Annotated in this window: 7 protein-coding genes; 6 read left to right on the plus strand and 1 reads right to left on the minus strand. The window is 62.2% G+C overall.

Annotation, left to right across the window (positions count from 1 at the left end):
- Positions 1 to 17 precede the first annotated feature (17 nt).
- Positions 18 to 806 carry an ABC transporter ATP-binding protein gene (locus KRX51_RS01860; RefSeq protein WP_218361253.1) on the minus strand — a complete coding sequence of 263 codons (789 nt, stop codon included), beginning with the start codon at positions 804 to 806 and terminating at the stop codon, positions 18 to 20.
- Between the two features lie 261 nt (positions 807 to 1,067).
- Between KRX51_RS01860 and KRX51_RS01865 the strand changes: the two genes are divergently transcribed.
- Genes KRX51_RS01865 through KRX51_RS01890 form a run of 6 tightly spaced genes read left to right on the plus strand, consistent with a single transcriptional unit; the run spans position 1,068 to position 17,303 of the window.
- Entirely contained in the window at positions 1,068 to 5,255 is a 4,188-nt protein-coding gene (locus KRX51_RS01865) for an AMP-binding protein (RefSeq protein WP_218361254.1), read from the plus strand.
- Positions 5,252 to 5,878 (plus strand): phosphopantetheine-binding protein, encoded by a 627-nt coding sequence (locus KRX51_RS01870; RefSeq protein WP_218361255.1) that lies wholly within the window; start codon positions 5,252 to 5,254, stop codon positions 5,876 to 5,878. The genes KRX51_RS01865 and KRX51_RS01870 overlap by 4 nt, the downstream gene beginning before the upstream one ends.
- The gene (locus KRX51_RS01875; RefSeq protein ID WP_218361256.1) at positions 5,878 to 11,409 is read left to right on the plus strand and encodes a non-ribosomal peptide synthetase; all 5,532 of its coding nucleotides are present in this window, start codon (positions 5,878 to 5,880) and stop codon (positions 11,407 to 11,409) included. Before KRX51_RS01870 ends, KRX51_RS01875 begins: the two co-directional genes overlap by 1 nt.
- A gap of 38 nt (positions 11,410 to 11,447) precedes the next feature.
- Complete coding sequence (locus KRX51_RS01880; RefSeq protein ID WP_218361257.1) at positions 11,448 to 12,713, plus strand: MFS transporter; 1,266 nt, start codon at positions 11,448 to 11,450, stop codon at positions 12,711 to 12,713.
- Positions 12,710 to 12,922: an MbtH family protein gene (locus KRX51_RS01885; RefSeq protein WP_218361258.1), complete on the plus strand. Its 213-nt coding sequence runs from the start codon at positions 12,710 to 12,712 to the stop codon at positions 12,920 to 12,922. The genes KRX51_RS01880 and KRX51_RS01885 overlap by 4 nt, the downstream gene beginning before the upstream one ends.
- Positions 12,915 to 17,303: a non-ribosomal peptide synthetase gene (locus tag KRX51_RS01890; RefSeq protein WP_218361259.1), complete on the plus strand. Its 4,389-nt coding sequence runs from the start codon at positions 12,915 to 12,917 to the stop codon at positions 17,301 to 17,303. The genes KRX51_RS01885 and KRX51_RS01890 overlap by 8 nt, the downstream gene beginning before the upstream one ends.

A 17,303-nucleotide genomic window follows, 5' to 3' on the forward strand; every position in this document is an offset into this window, starting at 1 on the left:
CGCGTGGCCGTGTACGGCTAGGCGCGACCGAGAGGGACGATGAGGGGTCGGTCTCCGGCCGGATCGTCGAGGAGAACAGCCTCGAGGCGGAATACCTGGCGTAGCAGTTCCACGGTGAAGACCTCCCGCGGATGCCCCTTGGCTACGACGCGCCCCTCATGCATCACTAGCACTTCGTCGGCGTAGCGCGCAGTGAGTAAGAGATCGTGGAGGACAACGATGACGGTTTTTCCGCGGACGCGGCTTAACATGACGATGAGTTCAAGCACCTCGATACAGGTGGCGAGATCTAGGTACGTCGTGGGCTCGTCCAAAAGCAGTGTCGGGGTGTCCTGCGCCAGAGCCATCGCTATCCAAGCTCTCTGACGTTGCCCTCCAGACAGCTCATCGACAGGGGCATCTGCTAGCTCGCTCAGGTGTGTGAGCATTAGGGCGTCAGCGATGGCGTCATCGTCCGCACTGGACCATTGTCGAGTGACCGTATGGTGGGGGTGCCTGCCGAGTGCCACGAGATCTCGGACCGACAGGCCTTCCGGTGCGACCGGGGATTGCGGGAGCATACCCAGCAGCTGCGCAACCCGCCGGGTGGGGAGTCGGTGAAGGTCGTCGCCGTTCAGGAGCACCTGCCCGCTCCTTGCTGGCAGCAGCCTGCTGCAGGCCTTCAGCAGCGTGGATTTCCCGCAGCCATTCGGCCCAACCACTGCGGTGAGCTTGCCCTCGGGGAACGTGGTCGTCACGTCTGTCAGGACCGCTTCTTTTCCATATGTGACGGTCACGTGAGCCGCGTGGAGCCCGCGCTCCGGCATGGTCTCTCCCTCTCGTTGTTGGGTTTGCTCCGGATTCTAGAGCATGGCTGCTACTTCAAGATTTTCTCTTGAGGGTTGCCTTGCCTTCCTCTAATTTGGTGTGGCATGGCGAACCTAACACGAGCGGAGCGCCTGTCCCGGTTACGCCGGCGGCGAGGTGGGAGCGATAGTCAAACCCGGGCAGTGCAGCTTTCTCGGGCACAACGACGACTGTTTGCAGCACACCAGACGGATCCCACCGGACGCGCCTTGACTGTGGGGATGAGCTACGTCATCGACGATGGTCCTGATGTGACTGCCTTCGATGACGCAGTCGGGATGGTCATTACAGCCAACCCGTGTTTGAGGTCCACCTTGCGAACTTCCAGCGAATTGGACTCTGATCCCATAGGGGTTGTCGTCCGCAACAGTCAGATGGCAGTGTCGGAAACTGTCGATGACGGTGATTTTGAGGACGCATGTGCCCGGGTGCTCCGCACGGAATGGAGACTTGACCAGGACGCTCCGCTTCGCCTGGTACTCGGGGCGAGAAACGGGCATGTGCGACGGTTCGCAGTCATCGCCCACCACCTCTGGTGGGATGACTCTTGCTGGGACCTGTTCGCCCGGGACCTTGATCGAGCTCTCGCTGGCGCCGAATTACCGCGACGCGAGATTCCCCGGGAGGAGCCTACCCGAGCACCCGGAACCGAGGAGATCGCCGAACTGGAGAGACCGGAGCCTGAGATAGCTCGCCCGCTGGGGCTCGCAGATGTTCCGGAATGGGGTCCCTCATCTTCGATTGAAATCCCCCTATTCAGTGACACCGCCATCGCCACTCGGATTGAGCGTTGGTGCAAGGACAACAACGTGGGGATCAGTGCTCTGGTGCTCGCCGCAATTGCTGGGGCGGTGCCTGCCGGGGACACTCCGGTGCCGGTCGTTATGCCAGTACTGCTGCGCGCCGGGACAGACTCCGTCGAAGCCGGGTTCGGCTACTTCGGGAACAGTGTCATCGTGCAGGTGGATCCAGCCCCACTTAGCGAGTCTTCGATGCATCTTGCCGCCGATGCTATCGCCGGGGCGTTGGAAACTGCGGACATCGATATCGCAGAAGTTCTAAGCCACTGGGTGCAGGCACCGCCCGAGATATCACTGGTGGTCGAAGATATGGAGACGGTGGGTCCGTGCGGGGCACAGGGAACAGCACTCCGTACTGGTATCACCGCCGAACCCATCACGGTCCGGGTTTCGGCTGTGTCCGGTGCTGTGGTGATGACTGTGGCTTACCAGCCGGAGCGGGTTGCTGCTGGGGTTGCGCACTCTTTCGCCCGGAGAATCGAACGTGGCATCAGCCGACTGGTCCGATACGAAGACACAGAACCCGCAGCGCTGGTCATCGAGTCTAGTGTTCCCGTATCTGAGGAATCGGCAGACTCCCCGGTTGAACTCATCGATCGGTGGGCATTGACCCATCCAGAGCGCCCCGCGCTGCGGGATCAAAGTAGGCACTGGACCTATCGGCGACTGGTGGAAGAGTCCAGGGGGATTGCCGGTGAGCTATTGCGCCGCAATCCCAAATATAAGCCGTTGGCCTACGCGGTTCCTCGCGGAGGAGATGCGGTGCTGGTACTGCTCGCCTGCCTGTACGCCGGCATCCCCGTGGTCGAGCTGAGCTACCGCGTTCCGGATGCGCGATTGCGTCAGATGCTTGAATCAGCAGAAGTCGGAGCCGTGATCCACGGTGGGGAGCTACCGGAAGAGGTATCTGCAGCGTGTCGGGATTTCGTACCACTCTGGGATCTCGACGAAATTACCACCGCCGCGGCCAACCGAGAAGCGGTCACGGTGCAGTCAGCAGCTGGTTCGGAAACTGCGATCATCGTGCATACCTCTGGTACTACGGGCGTGCCGAAACCGGTCGAAATAACTCATCGAGGTCTCGCCCGACATGCTGAATGGGCGCTCCGCGGAAGGTTCCCTGATGACGGGATACGTCTGTTGCACGCTGCCCCGCCCGGTTTCGACGCCTCCGTCGGCGAAGTCGTTATGACCCTCGCTGCTGGTGGTGAGGTCTGCTGCGCCCGACCCGGGGTGGAGTTCTCACCGGATCTCCTCCTGGATGAGGCCACGTCGGCCGACGCGACCGTCCTGCATGGCGTTCCTGCAGTGGTTGATGGACTTGTCCGGGAGGCGGAGTTCCGGCCCACGGACTCACTGTCGGGGATACGCTGCATCCTCGTTGGCGGTGACCGCTTCCCCAGCCCGTTGCTTCGTCGGCTGCGCCGTCTGGCTCCCGACGTGTCCGTTGCTAACTGCTACGGCCCGACGGAGACAACCCTCGCCGCAACGATGGCTCCCCTGTCCCGGGGAAACCCCTCGATGGCTATCGTTATCGGACAGCCACGGCCCGAACTTACGGCAGAGATTCTCGATGAGCGCCTGCAACCGGTGAGCAGGGGGGAAATCGGTGAACTCTATCTTTCTGGAGACAGCCTGGCCCGCGGATACCGCGGCATGCCCGCGGAAACCGCGAATCGATTCGTTGCGGCTCCGGGAGGAGGGCGTAGGTATCGTACTGGCGACCGTGCCTCTTGGACCGACGCCGGACTCGTTTGTCACGGCCGGGTTGACGACCAGATGAAGATTCGGGGAGTGCGCTTCGAGCCTGATGATGTTGCCGCGGCGCTGCTTGATCACCCGGACGTCCGGGACGTCGCGATCATCCTGAATGATGACGTGGTGCGGGCCTTCGTCGTCAGCTCGGGGAGGTACGGGCCTCGCGTTGATCTACGTGAGTATGCCGCCCGACGGCTTCCAGAGGCCATCGTCCCAGCCACCGTCGAGGCGTTGACCGAGTTTCCTCTTACTCGGAATGGAAAACCAGATCGGGAGGCGTTGGCTCGAAGGAACGTGGCGAACCCTCGGCGTAATGCTGAAGGAGAAGGTCTGGCCGCACCGATTGCTGCGATGATGTCCGACTGCCTAGGTGGCCCGGTTTCGGAGGAGGATTCCTTCTTCGCTCTCGGGGGACACTCACTGCTTGTTTTTCGACTGGTCCGGAAGCTCGAGGACATCGGGGTCCGGGTGACAATGCGGGACGTAGTGGACAATCCCACGCCGGTTGGATTGGCTGAGCTGCTCCAATCGAGACTTGATGCCGAAGGCGATACCGTCCCTAGGACTCTCGAGCCAGAGCCAGAGCCAGAGTCAGAGGTATCTGAAGCTTCCGGAGAAATCCCACTGACCGAGGCACAACGGCGGATGTGGGTTATCGACCAGGTCACCGACGATCCTTACCGAATAGGTATCGCGGTGATGTTACGCGGGGAGCTTGAGCCGAGGGCGCTAACCGACGCTGTAGATGATGTAGTAGCACGGCACGAAGGGCTGCGGACGTCGTTTCCTGTGGTTGACGGGGCCCCGGTGCAGCGAATTCATTCCCGGGGGCCGGGTTTGCGGTACCGGCGGTGCACAGCCGAGGATCTGTCTCGCGAATTGGCGCGGAGTCTGGGTGGTCGGTGGGACCTCTCCGCAGGCCCTCCGGTGCGCTTTGAGGCCCTGGCGACTCCTGAAGAACGCACGCTGCTCGTGGTGAGTATGCATCATATCGTGGCGGATCACGCTGCCCTGGAACGGCTCCTCGATGACATTGCAGAGGCGTATGCACAGCGATGTGTCGGCAGCAAATTAGTGTCCGACCATGTGCGGCAGCCGCGGGAGCGCGCAATCCTGGAGCGCCGGTTGCGGCGTGAAGGCTGGTTCACTTCCGATGAGCGCTGGTGGGCGGAGGAGCTCTCCGGGTATCAGGATCTGTGTGAGCCCGGGGAGCGGGATCTGACCGCGACTCCTTGTGCCGGAGTGATCCGCAAGCTGATCTCCCCGGAGGAGGTCGCCGTTCTGCAGGCGACATGCTCCGCCGAGGGGGTGACCCCCTTCGCCACCCTTCTGGCCGAGGTGGGCGCGGTGCTTGCCGGATATCTTGACCGTTCGGAGCTTGTCGTCGGGGTTCCCGTTTCCCGAGCGGACGATTCGATGGTTGCGCTGGACACCGATCTGGTGCCGGTGCGACTCCGGGAGCCGCATCGGCATGATCCTGCGGGCAGGCGGACCGTGTTCCGAGCCTTGGCTGAGGCTATTGAGCATGGCCGCTGTGGCTTTGACTCCATAGTTCGGGCTCATGGCTCGGGGCGTGTAGCCGGGGAGCGCCCCCTGGTCCGGCATATTGCCCAAACCCGGGCATCCCAGCCGCCGCGAAACACTGGCGGCCTCTCCTGGCGAATGATTCCCTTGCCCCCGCAGGATGCGGCTTATGACACCGCATGGGATCTCGAGCTATCCCCGGACGGCGCAGTACTCGAGCTCATCTACGACCGCCGCAATGTCAGCGACCGTGCAGCACAGGAGATGCACGATGTGGTCTTCACCCGGCTGTCCCAGACCAACGAAAAACCGGAGGTTTTCCCATGACTACGATGCCCATCGAGGACAAGGCACGGATCCAACAAAGGCTTTGCGAATGCCCGGGAGTAGCCGAGGCTCTCGTCGAATACCGCGATACCGATGCTGGGCAGGTTATCGTCGCTTGGGTAGTGGTGGCCGATAGCGCCGCGGCCGTCGACATCGCCGATGAGGTATACGCGATCCAGTGGAATAACCCTGCCGATTGCCCCGCCGTATTGCTTCCAATAGACCGGATTCCCCGCGATGGCGCCGGCGAAGTGGTCCTCGACGGACTCCCAGAACCTTCCGGGATACCTACGGGGACCATTGACGCGCCGACTGGTGAGGTGGAGGAGGCTATTGCAGCGGCCGCCACGGAATGCACCGGGGTCTATCGGATTGGACGCCGTGACAACCTATTCGCGTTAGGCCTGGATAGCGTCCGTGCCATCTCCATGGCTTCCGCACTGCGGAACAAGGGATTTCCGCTCAGTCCCAAGCAGATACTGCTCAATCCGACGGTGGCTGCTTTGGCGGTTTCCTTCGTTGAGGGAGAGTCAGCGGACCAGGTCTTGACGGAGACGGATGATTCGAGCGCTTCGGGACTGGACCCAGAGCAGTTAGAAGCCTTGCTCGCCGAGGAGGACTGATGGCGGGACAGGTCCTTGATCCTGCCGTCCTGGTAGTCGCAGTAGACCCAGAGACCCGAAAAATACGTGGTGAACTTGAGTCATGGCAGGACCGGATGCGGTCGGAAATCACTCGATGGCGCATCTCAACAGACGAGATGAAGCACGCGAACCACAGCGAGGTTTCGAGCGATGGTGTGCTCATTTTCGTTGCGGATACGCCCGCGCAGGTCTGGGAGAAGGCCCGCACCGTACTGCCAGCCATGCCTGGAGAGCCCGGAACAGAGGTCTTGAAGCAGGTACGGGGTAGTACTAGGCGGGATGTCCTACCACTTCCACTATCGGAATCGGTGACTGCTTATGAGTTGCGTCGTCGGCTGGATTGGGTACGTGGCGCTGGAGAGACCGGGCTCTCGGTAGTCGACGCGCGTTGGGGCCTCGGATTTGGGGATGATGCCATCTTGCATTGTTCTTTCGGTCCCGTGTCCGGGACACCTGCCGTTATTCGCCGCGATAGTCGCGGACAGTGGGTGCTGGAGTATTCGCGGTCTTATTTAACCCGGCGACAGGCCCTCCAATGGGCTTGCGTCCTCACTGAGGAGGGCGCTGATAAGCCGCCGGTAGTGGATTTTCGGGAGCGTATCCAGGCTCGGATCGCACAGGGCGGGGATGGTCTCGTCGTCGTCGACGAGGCGGAATCGTGCTCAGCGTCGGAGCTTGATCAAGCAGTCGGAGACCTAGTGGCCCGGTTGCGCATAGCCGGAGTGCATCCCGGGGTACCGGTACTAGTACACCTGCCCAGAGGGGTACCCCTGGTCATTGCGGTACTCGCCTTGTTTCGGCTGGGGGCTGTGTACGTTCCCGTCGATCCTGTTCTACCCAAGCACCGAATCCGGAGGATCGCCCAGATCAGTGGAGCCCGCCACATCCTCGGTGATCCGATCCCCAACCTGCAGGATGCAATGGCCGTTGCTGTACGGAACCCGGACGCATCAACGGTTCCCGATGACGACTGGTATCAGTGGAGGCCGGACGATTGCCTGTTTATCCTCTTTACCTCCGGATCGACGGGCGAGCCCAAGGGGGTTGCGATGCGTTATGGGTGCATCGAGGGGCTCGTCGGCTGGCATTGCGGACAGCCGGGCGTGGTACCCCAGCCAAACGTCGCGCAGTTCGCGGCCTCAGGATTTGATGTCGCTTACCAGGAGATCATGTGCACCCTCGCCGAAGGGGGCGTCATCCATGTGGTTCCGGAGGACATCCGGCGGGATCCCGGAAGGTTCTGCGACTGGATCACCCAGAACGAAATCGACACGGTGTACAGCCCAGCGGTTGTATTGCGAGAACTGGCGGCCACAGCTGTGGCAGAGGGGCGGCCACTGAGGTCGCTGCGTCGGCTAATTCATGCCGGCGAGCCGCTGATCCTCAATGAGAGCTTGATCAGCCTCCTCGAGGCGAATCCGGGGATAGTGTTGCGTAACCAGTACGGCCCTACGGAGACTCACGTCGTTACGGACATGATCGTCGATTCTAGTAATCGACTAGTACCCGGGGCGGTACCCCTGGGCGACTTTCTCGGCGAAGATTGGGGGTACCTCCTCGATGAGCAACTGCGGCCGGTCCCGCCTGGAGTCGTGGGCGAGATCTACCTTCGTGGTGGGCATGCCGCCGCCGGGTACTGGAGGGACGCTGCGCGGACGGCGACCGCCTTTGTCGCAGATCCGGAGGTACCTGGTGGTCGGATGTACCGCACCGGGGATCTGGCCCGGCGCCGTGCCGACGGGGTTTTGGAGATCGTGGGTCGTGACGATGACCAGGTGAAAATCCGTGGGCATCGGGTGGAGCTCGGCGAGGTCAGTGCTGTTGTAGACGAAATTCCTGGAGTGCGGCAGGTGGTTACCGCAGTGCGGCGAACTGGCGACGGTGCTGGTTCCCTTGGGCTGCGGACGCTTGTTGAGGCACCTGCGACGGTGACAGAGGAGCGGGTGCGGGAATACCTGGCAGAACGGTTGCCTGACTACGCGGTGCCACGGGAGATCGTGATTATGGAACGGATCCCCAGAACCGCTACGGGGAAACTCGACCGGAGAGCGCAGCCCCAACCCCGAAGCGACACAGCGGAACCAATTGGTACGAAGCACTCCGCGGTCCGCCAGGCCTGGGCGGAGGCGCTCGGCTGTGATCCCGAGGATTCGCGAGGATTCCTCGAACTCGGTGGTGACTCACTGACTGCGATGCGCCTTGTTTTGCGGCTTCGGATGCTTACCGGCAAGGAGATCAGTATCTCCGAGGTACTCAGCCTTGGTGGAGTCGACGCGGTGGAAGAGCATCTCAGCGTGGGAACAGACGACTGCGGTGAAGTCCTGGAGATCCTCCCCGCAGTCGGCAGCCCTGATGCTCCCTATCCACTCCTGGACCAACAGCAGGCGTACCTAATCGGTAGAGACGATGCCCTCGACGGCGGCAGCGTAGCTTGCCACCTTTACCTGGAGTACGCGGGGCCGAGATCCAGCGTGGATGTGACGACGCTAATTCAGGCATTGCGAATGGTTATGAGCCGGCATCCGATCTTTGGAATCCGCATTGATCCAGATCGTGGTTTACAGGAGCCGGACCCCGATCTCGCTGGGTTCGAAGTTCAGATCTTGGACTCACCGTGCGCAGAGCAGGCGGCGACGCAGGTTCGCGGCAAGCTTGCCACCAAGGTCCGGGATCCTCGGCACGCTCCCTTATTGGATGTGGTCGTCGTCCGCGACGAATCGGAATTGCGGGTCTGTATCGACGTCGATGCTTTGATCGCCGACGCCAGGAGTATCCATACTCTAGTACTGGAGTGGAATGAGGCATACGCGTCGGGCGACGTCGCTGCACCGCCGCCTGCCATCGGTTTCAAAGACTATGTGGAATCACATCGTCGCTGGTGCATGGGCGCCGGGGAGCGGACGCGGCGCCGAGATCTCGATTATTGGACGCGGGTGGTTGCGGAACTGCCGCCGCCCCCCGCGCTGCCGCGGACGTCCGGGGTGTCTAGGACTGCGGGGTTCCGGCATCGTCGGTATGAGGTTCCAGCTGACTTGTGGAGGCAGATAACCAAGTACGGTCGGGCTCATAAGCTCACGCCCTCAACGATTCTGCTTACCGCCTACGCCTGCGCACTGGCTAACTGGTCGGGGCAGCGTAGGTTCACCCTCAACGTGCCCCGCTTCGGAAGGGCGGGAAGTCACCCCGATCTGGATCGGGTAATTGGGGAATTTGCTTCTTTCACTCTTCTCGACACCGACGTTCGCGATCCAGGTACTTTCGTCGCTGCCGCCCGCACGCTGCAACGACGGCTGCATGAGGATCTTGCCCATGGTTCGGTGTCCGGTATGGAAGTGCTTCGCGAGCTTTTCCGTCAGCGCGGCTCATCGGGGGAGCCGGTTGCCCCCTGCGTTTTCACCAGCGAACTGGGTATCGGAGCTGATCTTGCGGACCTAGCCGGCGGTGCTTTGCGGCAGATCTGGGCAATTAGTCAGACACCCCAGGTAGATCTGGATCTTCAGGTTGCCGATCATCGAGGCTCGGTGGCGCTGCGCCTCGATATCCTCGATGCGAGACTGCCCGATGCCGTCGTGGAAGGCCTGTGGGGGACGTTGCTGGACATCATCCACGGTCTCGGTGACCCATCTGGATGGCTGCTGTCCCCACCGCCAGCTACGACGTGCCTCGCACTGATGGAACGTGCCGACGGAGGTGCGCCCGTGGCTCCCAGAAAGCCTTTGACCGGGTGGATTGCCGAGCGAGCCGACTCCAGGGATATCTGGTGCATCGTTGAGGAGCGAGAGATCACCTATCGAGACCTGGCTGAGCGTGTCGCTGCGGGCGTGAAGTACCTGGCGGAAGAAGGGCCTGATGCAGCGGCCCCGGTTGCGGTGGCTGTGTCCGACCGTGCTGAAGCCATCACGGTTATCCTCGCTGTCGTGCACTCCGGCCGGGTGGTTGTACCTATTGACCCGGATGTCCCCCGAACGCGGCTGGTGCAGTTAATCCGCCGCTGCGGAGCAGACCTGCTTATCGGGGACTTTCCGAAGGGGTCGGATCTGCCCGTATCCTGTATTCGTCCTCGAGACTTCTTCTGCGAAGAAGGGGCCGAAAGCCTCAGATTAGGGATGCCGCAGACGCCCCAAGGGCCCTGTGCGACCATCCTGTTCACCGGAGGCACAACGGGTGAGCCGAAGGGAGTCCGGGTGCCTCGGGAGGGCCTGGAAATATGCATCGCCGAAACCATCCGGATGTGCGGGATCACCGCCACAGATCGCTCTCTCTTCATATCCCCTCCGCACCACGACATGGCGAGCTTGGACGTCTACCTGATGGGACTAGTAGGAGGCACGGTTCTTTCCCCACCTACGTCGGACGGTCAGGGCTGGGCCGAGGCAGTGGTACGGAACGGTGCCACGGTCGTCTGCGGGGTACCAGCTGCGGTGGAGTTACTCCTGGAGGGTGCACGACTCAGCGGTGCCTCTCTCACATCCCTGCGGATCGTGCTGACCGGCGGGGACTGGGTACCGCCCGAACTGGTGCGGAGGTTGCGTGAGCATTCCCCTGGGGTTCGGATCTGGAGCATTGGAGGTCCGACCGAGACCACCGCGTGGAATATCGCCTATGAGGTTCCTGGCGAAGCCTTTCCGGAGGGATGGGGCTCTGTACCGTACGGTCAGCCCCTGCCCGGTACCCGTTACCGGATCGTTGATGAGCGTGGTGATGATCGGCCGACTGGTGTCGAAGGAGAACTGGTCGTCGACGGGCCCGGGGTCATGCTCGGTTATCTTGACGAGGATTTGCCGGATATACAGTCGGCTGAGCGCACGGTCCTCCGCAGGTACGCCACCGGAGATCGCGGCACATGGCGTGTACCCGGTCTTATTGAATTCCTCGGCCGCGCCGACCGCCAGGTCGAGATCCGGGGTTACCGCGTTGAGCCCGCTGAGATTGAGGCTGCCTTGCTTACCGTTCCCGGAGTGCGTTCCGCGGCTGTTGTGCCACTAGTAGAGGAACTTCGGGTACGGGCACTAGCCGCAGCTTATGTGGGAGGTCCCGATATGGCGAGGATTCGCGCAGCAGCTGAGGAGATGCTGCCTGCCCACGCGGTTCCTAGGCGATTTCTCCAGCTGGCGGAGCTGCCCAGGACTCCCAGTGGAAAGATAGACCGTACCGAAATCGGACGATTGCTCGCCCGAGCCACAGATGCCGGGAAGATCATAATGCCGCCGGATCCTCTCACCGGTCTCATTGTTGATATCTGGGCCGAAGCTGCGGGACTCGAGGATGCTACACCCGACAGTTCCTTCCTGCAGGCCGGGGGCGATTCGCTTGGTGCGTTGCGCGTTGTGGCCGTGCTGCGCGAGATATTCGCCCCGGACCAACCAATCGGGATACGAGTCCTGCTGTCTGGCGCCACTCCCGCAGATTGTGCCGTGTTGTTGCGGGAGACCGCAGATGCCGAGGAATTTGAGGCGCTTGCCGCGGACTACGCCGCTGACGGAAACACTGATCCGGTGTCTGTCGGGTAGGACGGTTCCATTCACCGAAAGAGAATAAGGAGAACCACATGACGAATCATGACGCACGTGAAGCACCCGGGCGGCCCTGGTGGCTGCTGGGGTTGACGATAGCCCTATTGACCTTCTTCACTGACGACTACATCATCGCCGGCATCCTGCCCGAGGTCGCCGAGGGGCTGCAGGTTTCCGAGGCAGCCGCCGGACAGCTTGTGACTGTTTTCTCCCTGACTATGGCGCTGGCAACCCCGGTGGCCGCAGTCGTTTTCGCCCGTACGTCCCGGCGGGTGCTTTTCCCGGCCGCGCTGGCGGTGTTCGTGGTGGCCAACCTCGCCATGGCGGTGACGACCACCTACGCTGTCGCGGTGCTCCTCCGCGTTGTCAGCGCCGTTGCTGCGGCCTCGGCGATGCCAGCTATTTTCGCGGCCGCCGCCGACTTATCCCCAGACAAGGAGCGCGGACGCTATCTCGCAGTGCTCTCAATGGCCGCGACCGCCGCGATGGCCTTCGCGGTGCCGCTTGGTGTCTGGATCGCCTCCCAGCTCAGCTGGCATGCGACCTTTGTTGCAATGGCTGGGCTGGGTGCGCTCAGCCTTGTGCTGGTGGCGATGACTTTCCGGGGCGCCCCGACGCAGCCGCCGACGCCTTTGCGTGTGCAGTTGAAGATCCTCGGCCAGCGGAGAATATCGCTGGCTCTCGTCGGTGGTGCGGTGGCCATCATGGGCGCGCTTACCGTGGTGACCTACGTTGCCCCCTACCTTGAGCAGACCCTCGGTCGCGGGGACATGCGCCCATTGGCTTTCCTGGTCTTCGGGATCGCGGCGACTGTGGGCACCCTGATTGGCGGCTGGGTGAGCGACTCCCTCGGACCGAATCGCACGATTCTTTTGGGACTCGGGGCCTATATCGCGGTACTTCTCGGGTTCTCCGCCGCCTGGTGGATGCGGCCCATTGGGTTGGTCGTTTTTATTCCCCTGGTCGTGCTCTGGGGCGTGTTCACTTATTGGTCGGCTCCGGCGATCCAGGTGCGACTACACCAGCTTGCTGGCCCGTACACCTCCCAGGCATTGGCTTTGAACAGTTCTCTGGGGGCGGTCGGTGTCGCCGCCGGTGCAGCACTTGGCGGGGCATTGCTCGCTGTGGTTCCGGTGGGAGCGTTGCCTCTGGCTGGTGCGGCGCTATCCGCCGTGGGTCTGGTGCTTCTATGGTTCGCATTCAGGGGACTGCCAGCGCCCACCCCAGAAGATATCGCGGCCGCGGAGGGCGCCAGCATTGCCGAAGATAACCCGATCACCGATGAAAAGGACGGACGATGAACCCCTTCGACGATCCCGATGGTCGTTTCCTGGTTCTGCGCAACGACCGCGGTGAATACTCTCTGTGGCCCGATTTCGCGGAGGTGCCCCGAGGGTGGCTGGTTCGCGGTCGCGACCTTTCCAGGGACGATGCCCTGGCGCTGGTAGAGGATGAGTGGACGGATCCGCCGGGTAGCGTCGCGGTGGGCGGTGACGGCTCAGATGAGTGAACGCCCGGAGGTTCTGCGTGCTAGCCCTCTCCAGGTCGGTCTTGTCGCCCTCCATGAGATCATGGGAGGGGAGGACGGTTACACGGTAGCGACCATGGTCGATGTGGCCGGCCCGCTCGATAGCATGCGGTTGCAGACCGCCTGCAGCACCGTTCTCCGGCGCCACCCCCAGATTTGTGCCCGTTTCCGGCGTCCGGCTGGAGACAACCCGGTGCTGCTGGTCCCGTCCACCCCAGTACTGAACTGGCATTGCATGGGCGTCGACCCGAGCAACTTGGCCGAGATCAGCTCCCGGTGTGCGAAGGGGGACTGGAACCTGCGAAACGGAGTTACCCACCGCTTCGATCTGTTGCGGGTGGACGACTCTACGCATCGCTTGATTCTCAGCTTCCATCATGCCGTCATCGACGCGTGGTCTTTGGCCGTCCTCGTGGAGGAGGTTCTCTCCATATACGCAGATGGCACCAAGGACCTTACCCCACCTCCGGCGCTGCGGTCCTACGCATTTTGGTTGGGTACGCGTTCGATGGAGCGGGAGTGGGCGTGGTGGGAGCATTATCTGGATGGAATTTCTGGCCCGACGCTAGTCGGCCTGCGTGCCGCGGATCGGGAGGTTATCCCGCGCACTACGGTGCAGTTTCTTGACGCGGCGGAGGGGGAGCATCTTACTGCCACTGCAGCCTCCCTGGGAATCACCTCTGCAGCCTTGATTTCGGTGGCATGGGGGCTGTTGCTGGCGCGGATGACCGGCGAATCCGACGTGATAGTTGGGGTGTCCGTATCCGGTCGACCCGCCGAGGTTACGGACATCGACCGGATGGTGGGCGCCTTCACCACTACCGTTCCTCTTCGGATCCGGCTAAATCCGGGTGAGTCCCTCGCCGAGGCGTGCCAGCGTGCACACGCAGATCTGGCTGAGGTTGCTGAGCATGCGACGCTGCCCCTGCATCACATAGAGAAGACGGGTGGCGCGGGCCCCCTCTTCGACACCGCAATCATCATGCACAACGCACCGCGTTTCGACGATGGCGAGATCGTGTTGCCCGACGGAACTCGGTGGAACTCCGTGGAGCATGACACTTACGCTCACTATCCGCTGGTCTGCGCTCCCGGAAAGATCGGAGGGCGGTGGTACCTGGCCCTCGACGACCGGGCCGATTTACTGCCTGACGGATTCAACCCGGAAGAGGTTTTGGGCCAGCTGCGGGACCTGATTGCCAGCATCTGTGCAGACCCGAGAGGTGATTACCGTGGCCGAGGCCAGATTCGAGAGATCACCAGTGAGCCCTCCGGAGTCGGCGAGATTACCGGAAATATAGCCGCTTTGCTCTGGGAAAAGGCCGTGGCGCAGCCGGAGGCGCGAGCGGTATGGGACTCGGGACGCTGGTGGACTTACCGGGAGATTGTTCTGCTGGCCCGGGGTATTGCCCTGCACCTCAACGCCCACGGTGTCTCGGCCGGAGAGCGAGTGCTGCTTCAGTTGCCCCGGCACGCAGAGTACTTCGCCGCGTTGTTCGGTGTCTTGCACTTGGGGGCAGTCGCCGTCCCGGTGGATCCCGAGGCTCCTTTGGCACGTCGGGATCTGATTCTCTCTAGGAGCGCGGCACGGGCTGTGATCATCGACGATGGAGACCTAGGATCCGGAGATAACGGGTTGGCGAATGGCCGGGTTCCGTGCCTCCGGATTGGCGACGTTTCGCCCGCTGCGACTATCGGGGAAGCCTGCACCTGGGTCACCGCTGAGGATCCTGCCTACGTGGTATTCACCTCCGGATCCACCGGGACCCCGAAGGGGGTTGTCGCCACCCATGGCGGCGTACTTGTCTACTTCGCTAACCACGTACGCCGAATCTACGGACCTGCCTTGGTACACGGAGAGCACTTGAGGGTGGCCCACGGCTGGTCTTTCGCCTTTGACGCCGCCTGGCAGCCCCAGCTCGCCCTTCTAGCGGGACACGAAATGGTGCTCCTTGATGACACAACACGCCGAAATCCCGAACTGGTCGTAGCGGCTTTGCGGGAGCTGGACGTGGACATGATCGATACCTCCCCGTCGATGCTCAAGGCTTTGCATACTGCGGGGTTGCTCGATAGCGGTGGTCTCCGGATTCTGGCTCTCGGAAGCGAGGACATCCCGCCGGATGTGTGGGATGAGCTGGTTGAGCGGGAATCGGTCACTGTACATAATTTCTATGGTCCGACCGAAACCACCGTCGAAGTGACTTCCGCTCGCCTCGAACGCGGTACTCGACCGAATATCGGGAGACCAGGGATTGGTACACGCACATACGTACTCGGTCCTGACCTTGCATCGGTGCCAGCTGGCTGGCCCGGGGAACTCTATATCGGTGGTCCGCAGGTGACTTCCGGTTATCTCGATGATGGCTCACGAACTGCTGGGCACTTCGTTGCGGAGCCCGGATACCCCGGATGCCGTATGTATCGGACCGGGGACATCGTCCGTCAGATCGACGCGGACGGCAGTCTGTCCTACCTCGGGCGCGCCGATCGGCAGGTCAAAGTGAGGGGGTACCGGATCGAGCTGGGGGAGGTAGAGGCTGGGTTGCGGCGATGCCCAGGTGTGCGTGACGCGGCGGTGACCACAGTCGAGGACCGGTTGGGCAGCAGAGTTGTCGGCGTGGTTGTGGCTGACGTGCCTGTCGACCGCGTCCATGAATCTGCTGCCGCCAGGTTGCCTGCTTACCTTGTTCCGGACCGACTGATTCCGGTTAGCGAAATTCCTGTTGACGGCAACGGGAAGACTCGCCTAACCGAAATCATCGAAACTTCGAAGGAACAGCCCCGGAATCGGCGGGAACCGCGTACCGCCGCTCAATGCCTGGTGGCCAATGCCATCAGTGATGTGACCGGGATACCGGACATCGGCCTGGATGATGATCTGCGGGGACTTGGCATCGACAGCATCTCGGTGGCAACCCTCATCGCGGCATTACGCAGCCACGGTGCAGTTATCACCATCCGGCAGGCGTGGGAGGCGGAGACGGTGGAGGAGATAGCTGAGGAACTCACCTTCGGTGAGTCGGAGGCCTCGAATACGTCGACAGCTGCGCTCGCTGGGCAGATCGATGGGCCGATGCTCCGTTGGCTGCGAAATCGGGGTGATTGGAGGAGCTACGCGATGCTGCTTCCTCTGCGCATCCGCGCAGATGTTGACAAGGAGCAGGTGCAGCACAGACTCGCCGTCGTCGCCCGGGCTCATCCTGGGCTGGCTGTTCGCTGGGAGCCGCTGGACGATGGTGGTTGGCGTGTTCGTTCCATAGAACCGCATGTACCTGTGCATAACGCGGGCCAAGTGGGGCTAGACGAATTGGGGAGGAGAGTGGAAGCCGCGCTCGCGGAACTCGATCCCGAGTCCGGAATCATGCTGGCTGGTTGTCTCGTTCGGGTTCGGGGAGAACTGCTGTTGATCCTGGGTGTTCACCACCTCGCCTGCGATATCTATTCCCTCCGGGTCCTCTTAGAAGATTTACGGATGGCCTGGTTGGATCCGGCAGCACCGGTGCCAATGGAGGAAGTGACGCCCTTCCAGTGGGCAGCGGACACCACCCCCTCGGCGGATGAGCTCGAAATGATGCAGGGGTACTGGGACGCCGTCGGTGCAGACCTACCAGACTCAACGCCGGATCAGGAGCCCGTCTGTTATGGACAACTCCCGGAGTACGCAGACCGACAACGTTTACCGCTGAAAGCGGCTATGCGCTGCGATGAAGCTATCGTTTTGGGGGCCTACGCCTGCGCTTGGGCCAGCGTCATGGGAGCTTCGGAAGGCGGCGTCCCGGTTATCCTGGAGACACACGGGAGATCCGGTCTGGCCGACGCGGATGTAACGCGATTAGATGTCGGTCGTACCGTCGGGTGGCTGAGCACGATGTTCCCGCACATCATTGGGGACGGTCAGCCCCCGACCATTGCAGATCTCCAAGATCGAACGATGGCCCGGGAGTGGCTCAACCAGGTACGACGGTCCCGGGACCTGGCTGAGTCGAAGGTCCCTGGTGCGTGGTCTTCGGGAATATTGAAGGAGCGAGACGGCTGGGCTCCGGCGCAATCTCTGGTTGTGTTCTTAGGCCGAACCTCCTCTGCCTTGCGCACTACCGGACCCATCGCGCCAGTCGTGGACCCGGAAATGATCCTCTCTCTGCCGACCGTGACTGCTCCTGCGATGCGTTGCCCCCATCTCGTGGAGGTCAGCATCGGAGTAGACCTGTCTGGGATGGACCGCGTCGGTGCAGGCTCTGAGGGGGAGGTATCGGCGATCTGGCGATGGCAGGAGCAGGTCACCGATGAGGAGGTACGGGAGCTGCGCGAGGTCTTTTTCACAGCATTGCGGCTTCTAGCCGATATCGAGGAGACGTCATGA

Source organism: Corynebacterium sp. TAE3-ERU12, from assembly GCF_019209905.1.
GTDB lineage: Bacteria > Actinomycetota > Actinomycetes > Mycobacteriales > Mycobacteriaceae > Corynebacterium.

Coding starts and splice junctions, on each gene's coding strand:
- KRX51_RS01860 (WP_218361253.1), bottom strand. CDS start 806: ATGCCGGAGCGCGGGCTCCACGCGGCTCACGTGACCGTCACATATGGA.
- KRX51_RS01865 (WP_218361254.1), top strand. CDS start 1,068: ATGAGCTACGTCATCGACGATGGTCCTGATGTGACTGCCTTCGATGAC.
- KRX51_RS01870 (WP_218361255.1), top strand. CDS start 5,252: ATGACTACGATGCCCATCGAGGACAAGGCACGGATCCAACAAAGGCTT.
- KRX51_RS01875 (WP_218361256.1), top strand. CDS start 5,878: ATGGCGGGACAGGTCCTTGATCCTGCCGTCCTGGTAGTCGCAGTAGAC.
- KRX51_RS01880 (WP_218361257.1), top strand. CDS start 11,448: ATGACGAATCATGACGCACGTGAAGCACCCGGGCGGCCCTGGTGGCTG.
- KRX51_RS01885 (WP_218361258.1), top strand. CDS start 12,710: ATGAACCCCTTCGACGATCCCGATGGTCGTTTCCTGGTTCTGCGCAAC.
- KRX51_RS01890 (WP_218361259.1), top strand. CDS start 12,915: ATGAGTGAACGCCCGGAGGTTCTGCGTGCTAGCCCTCTCCAGGTCGGT.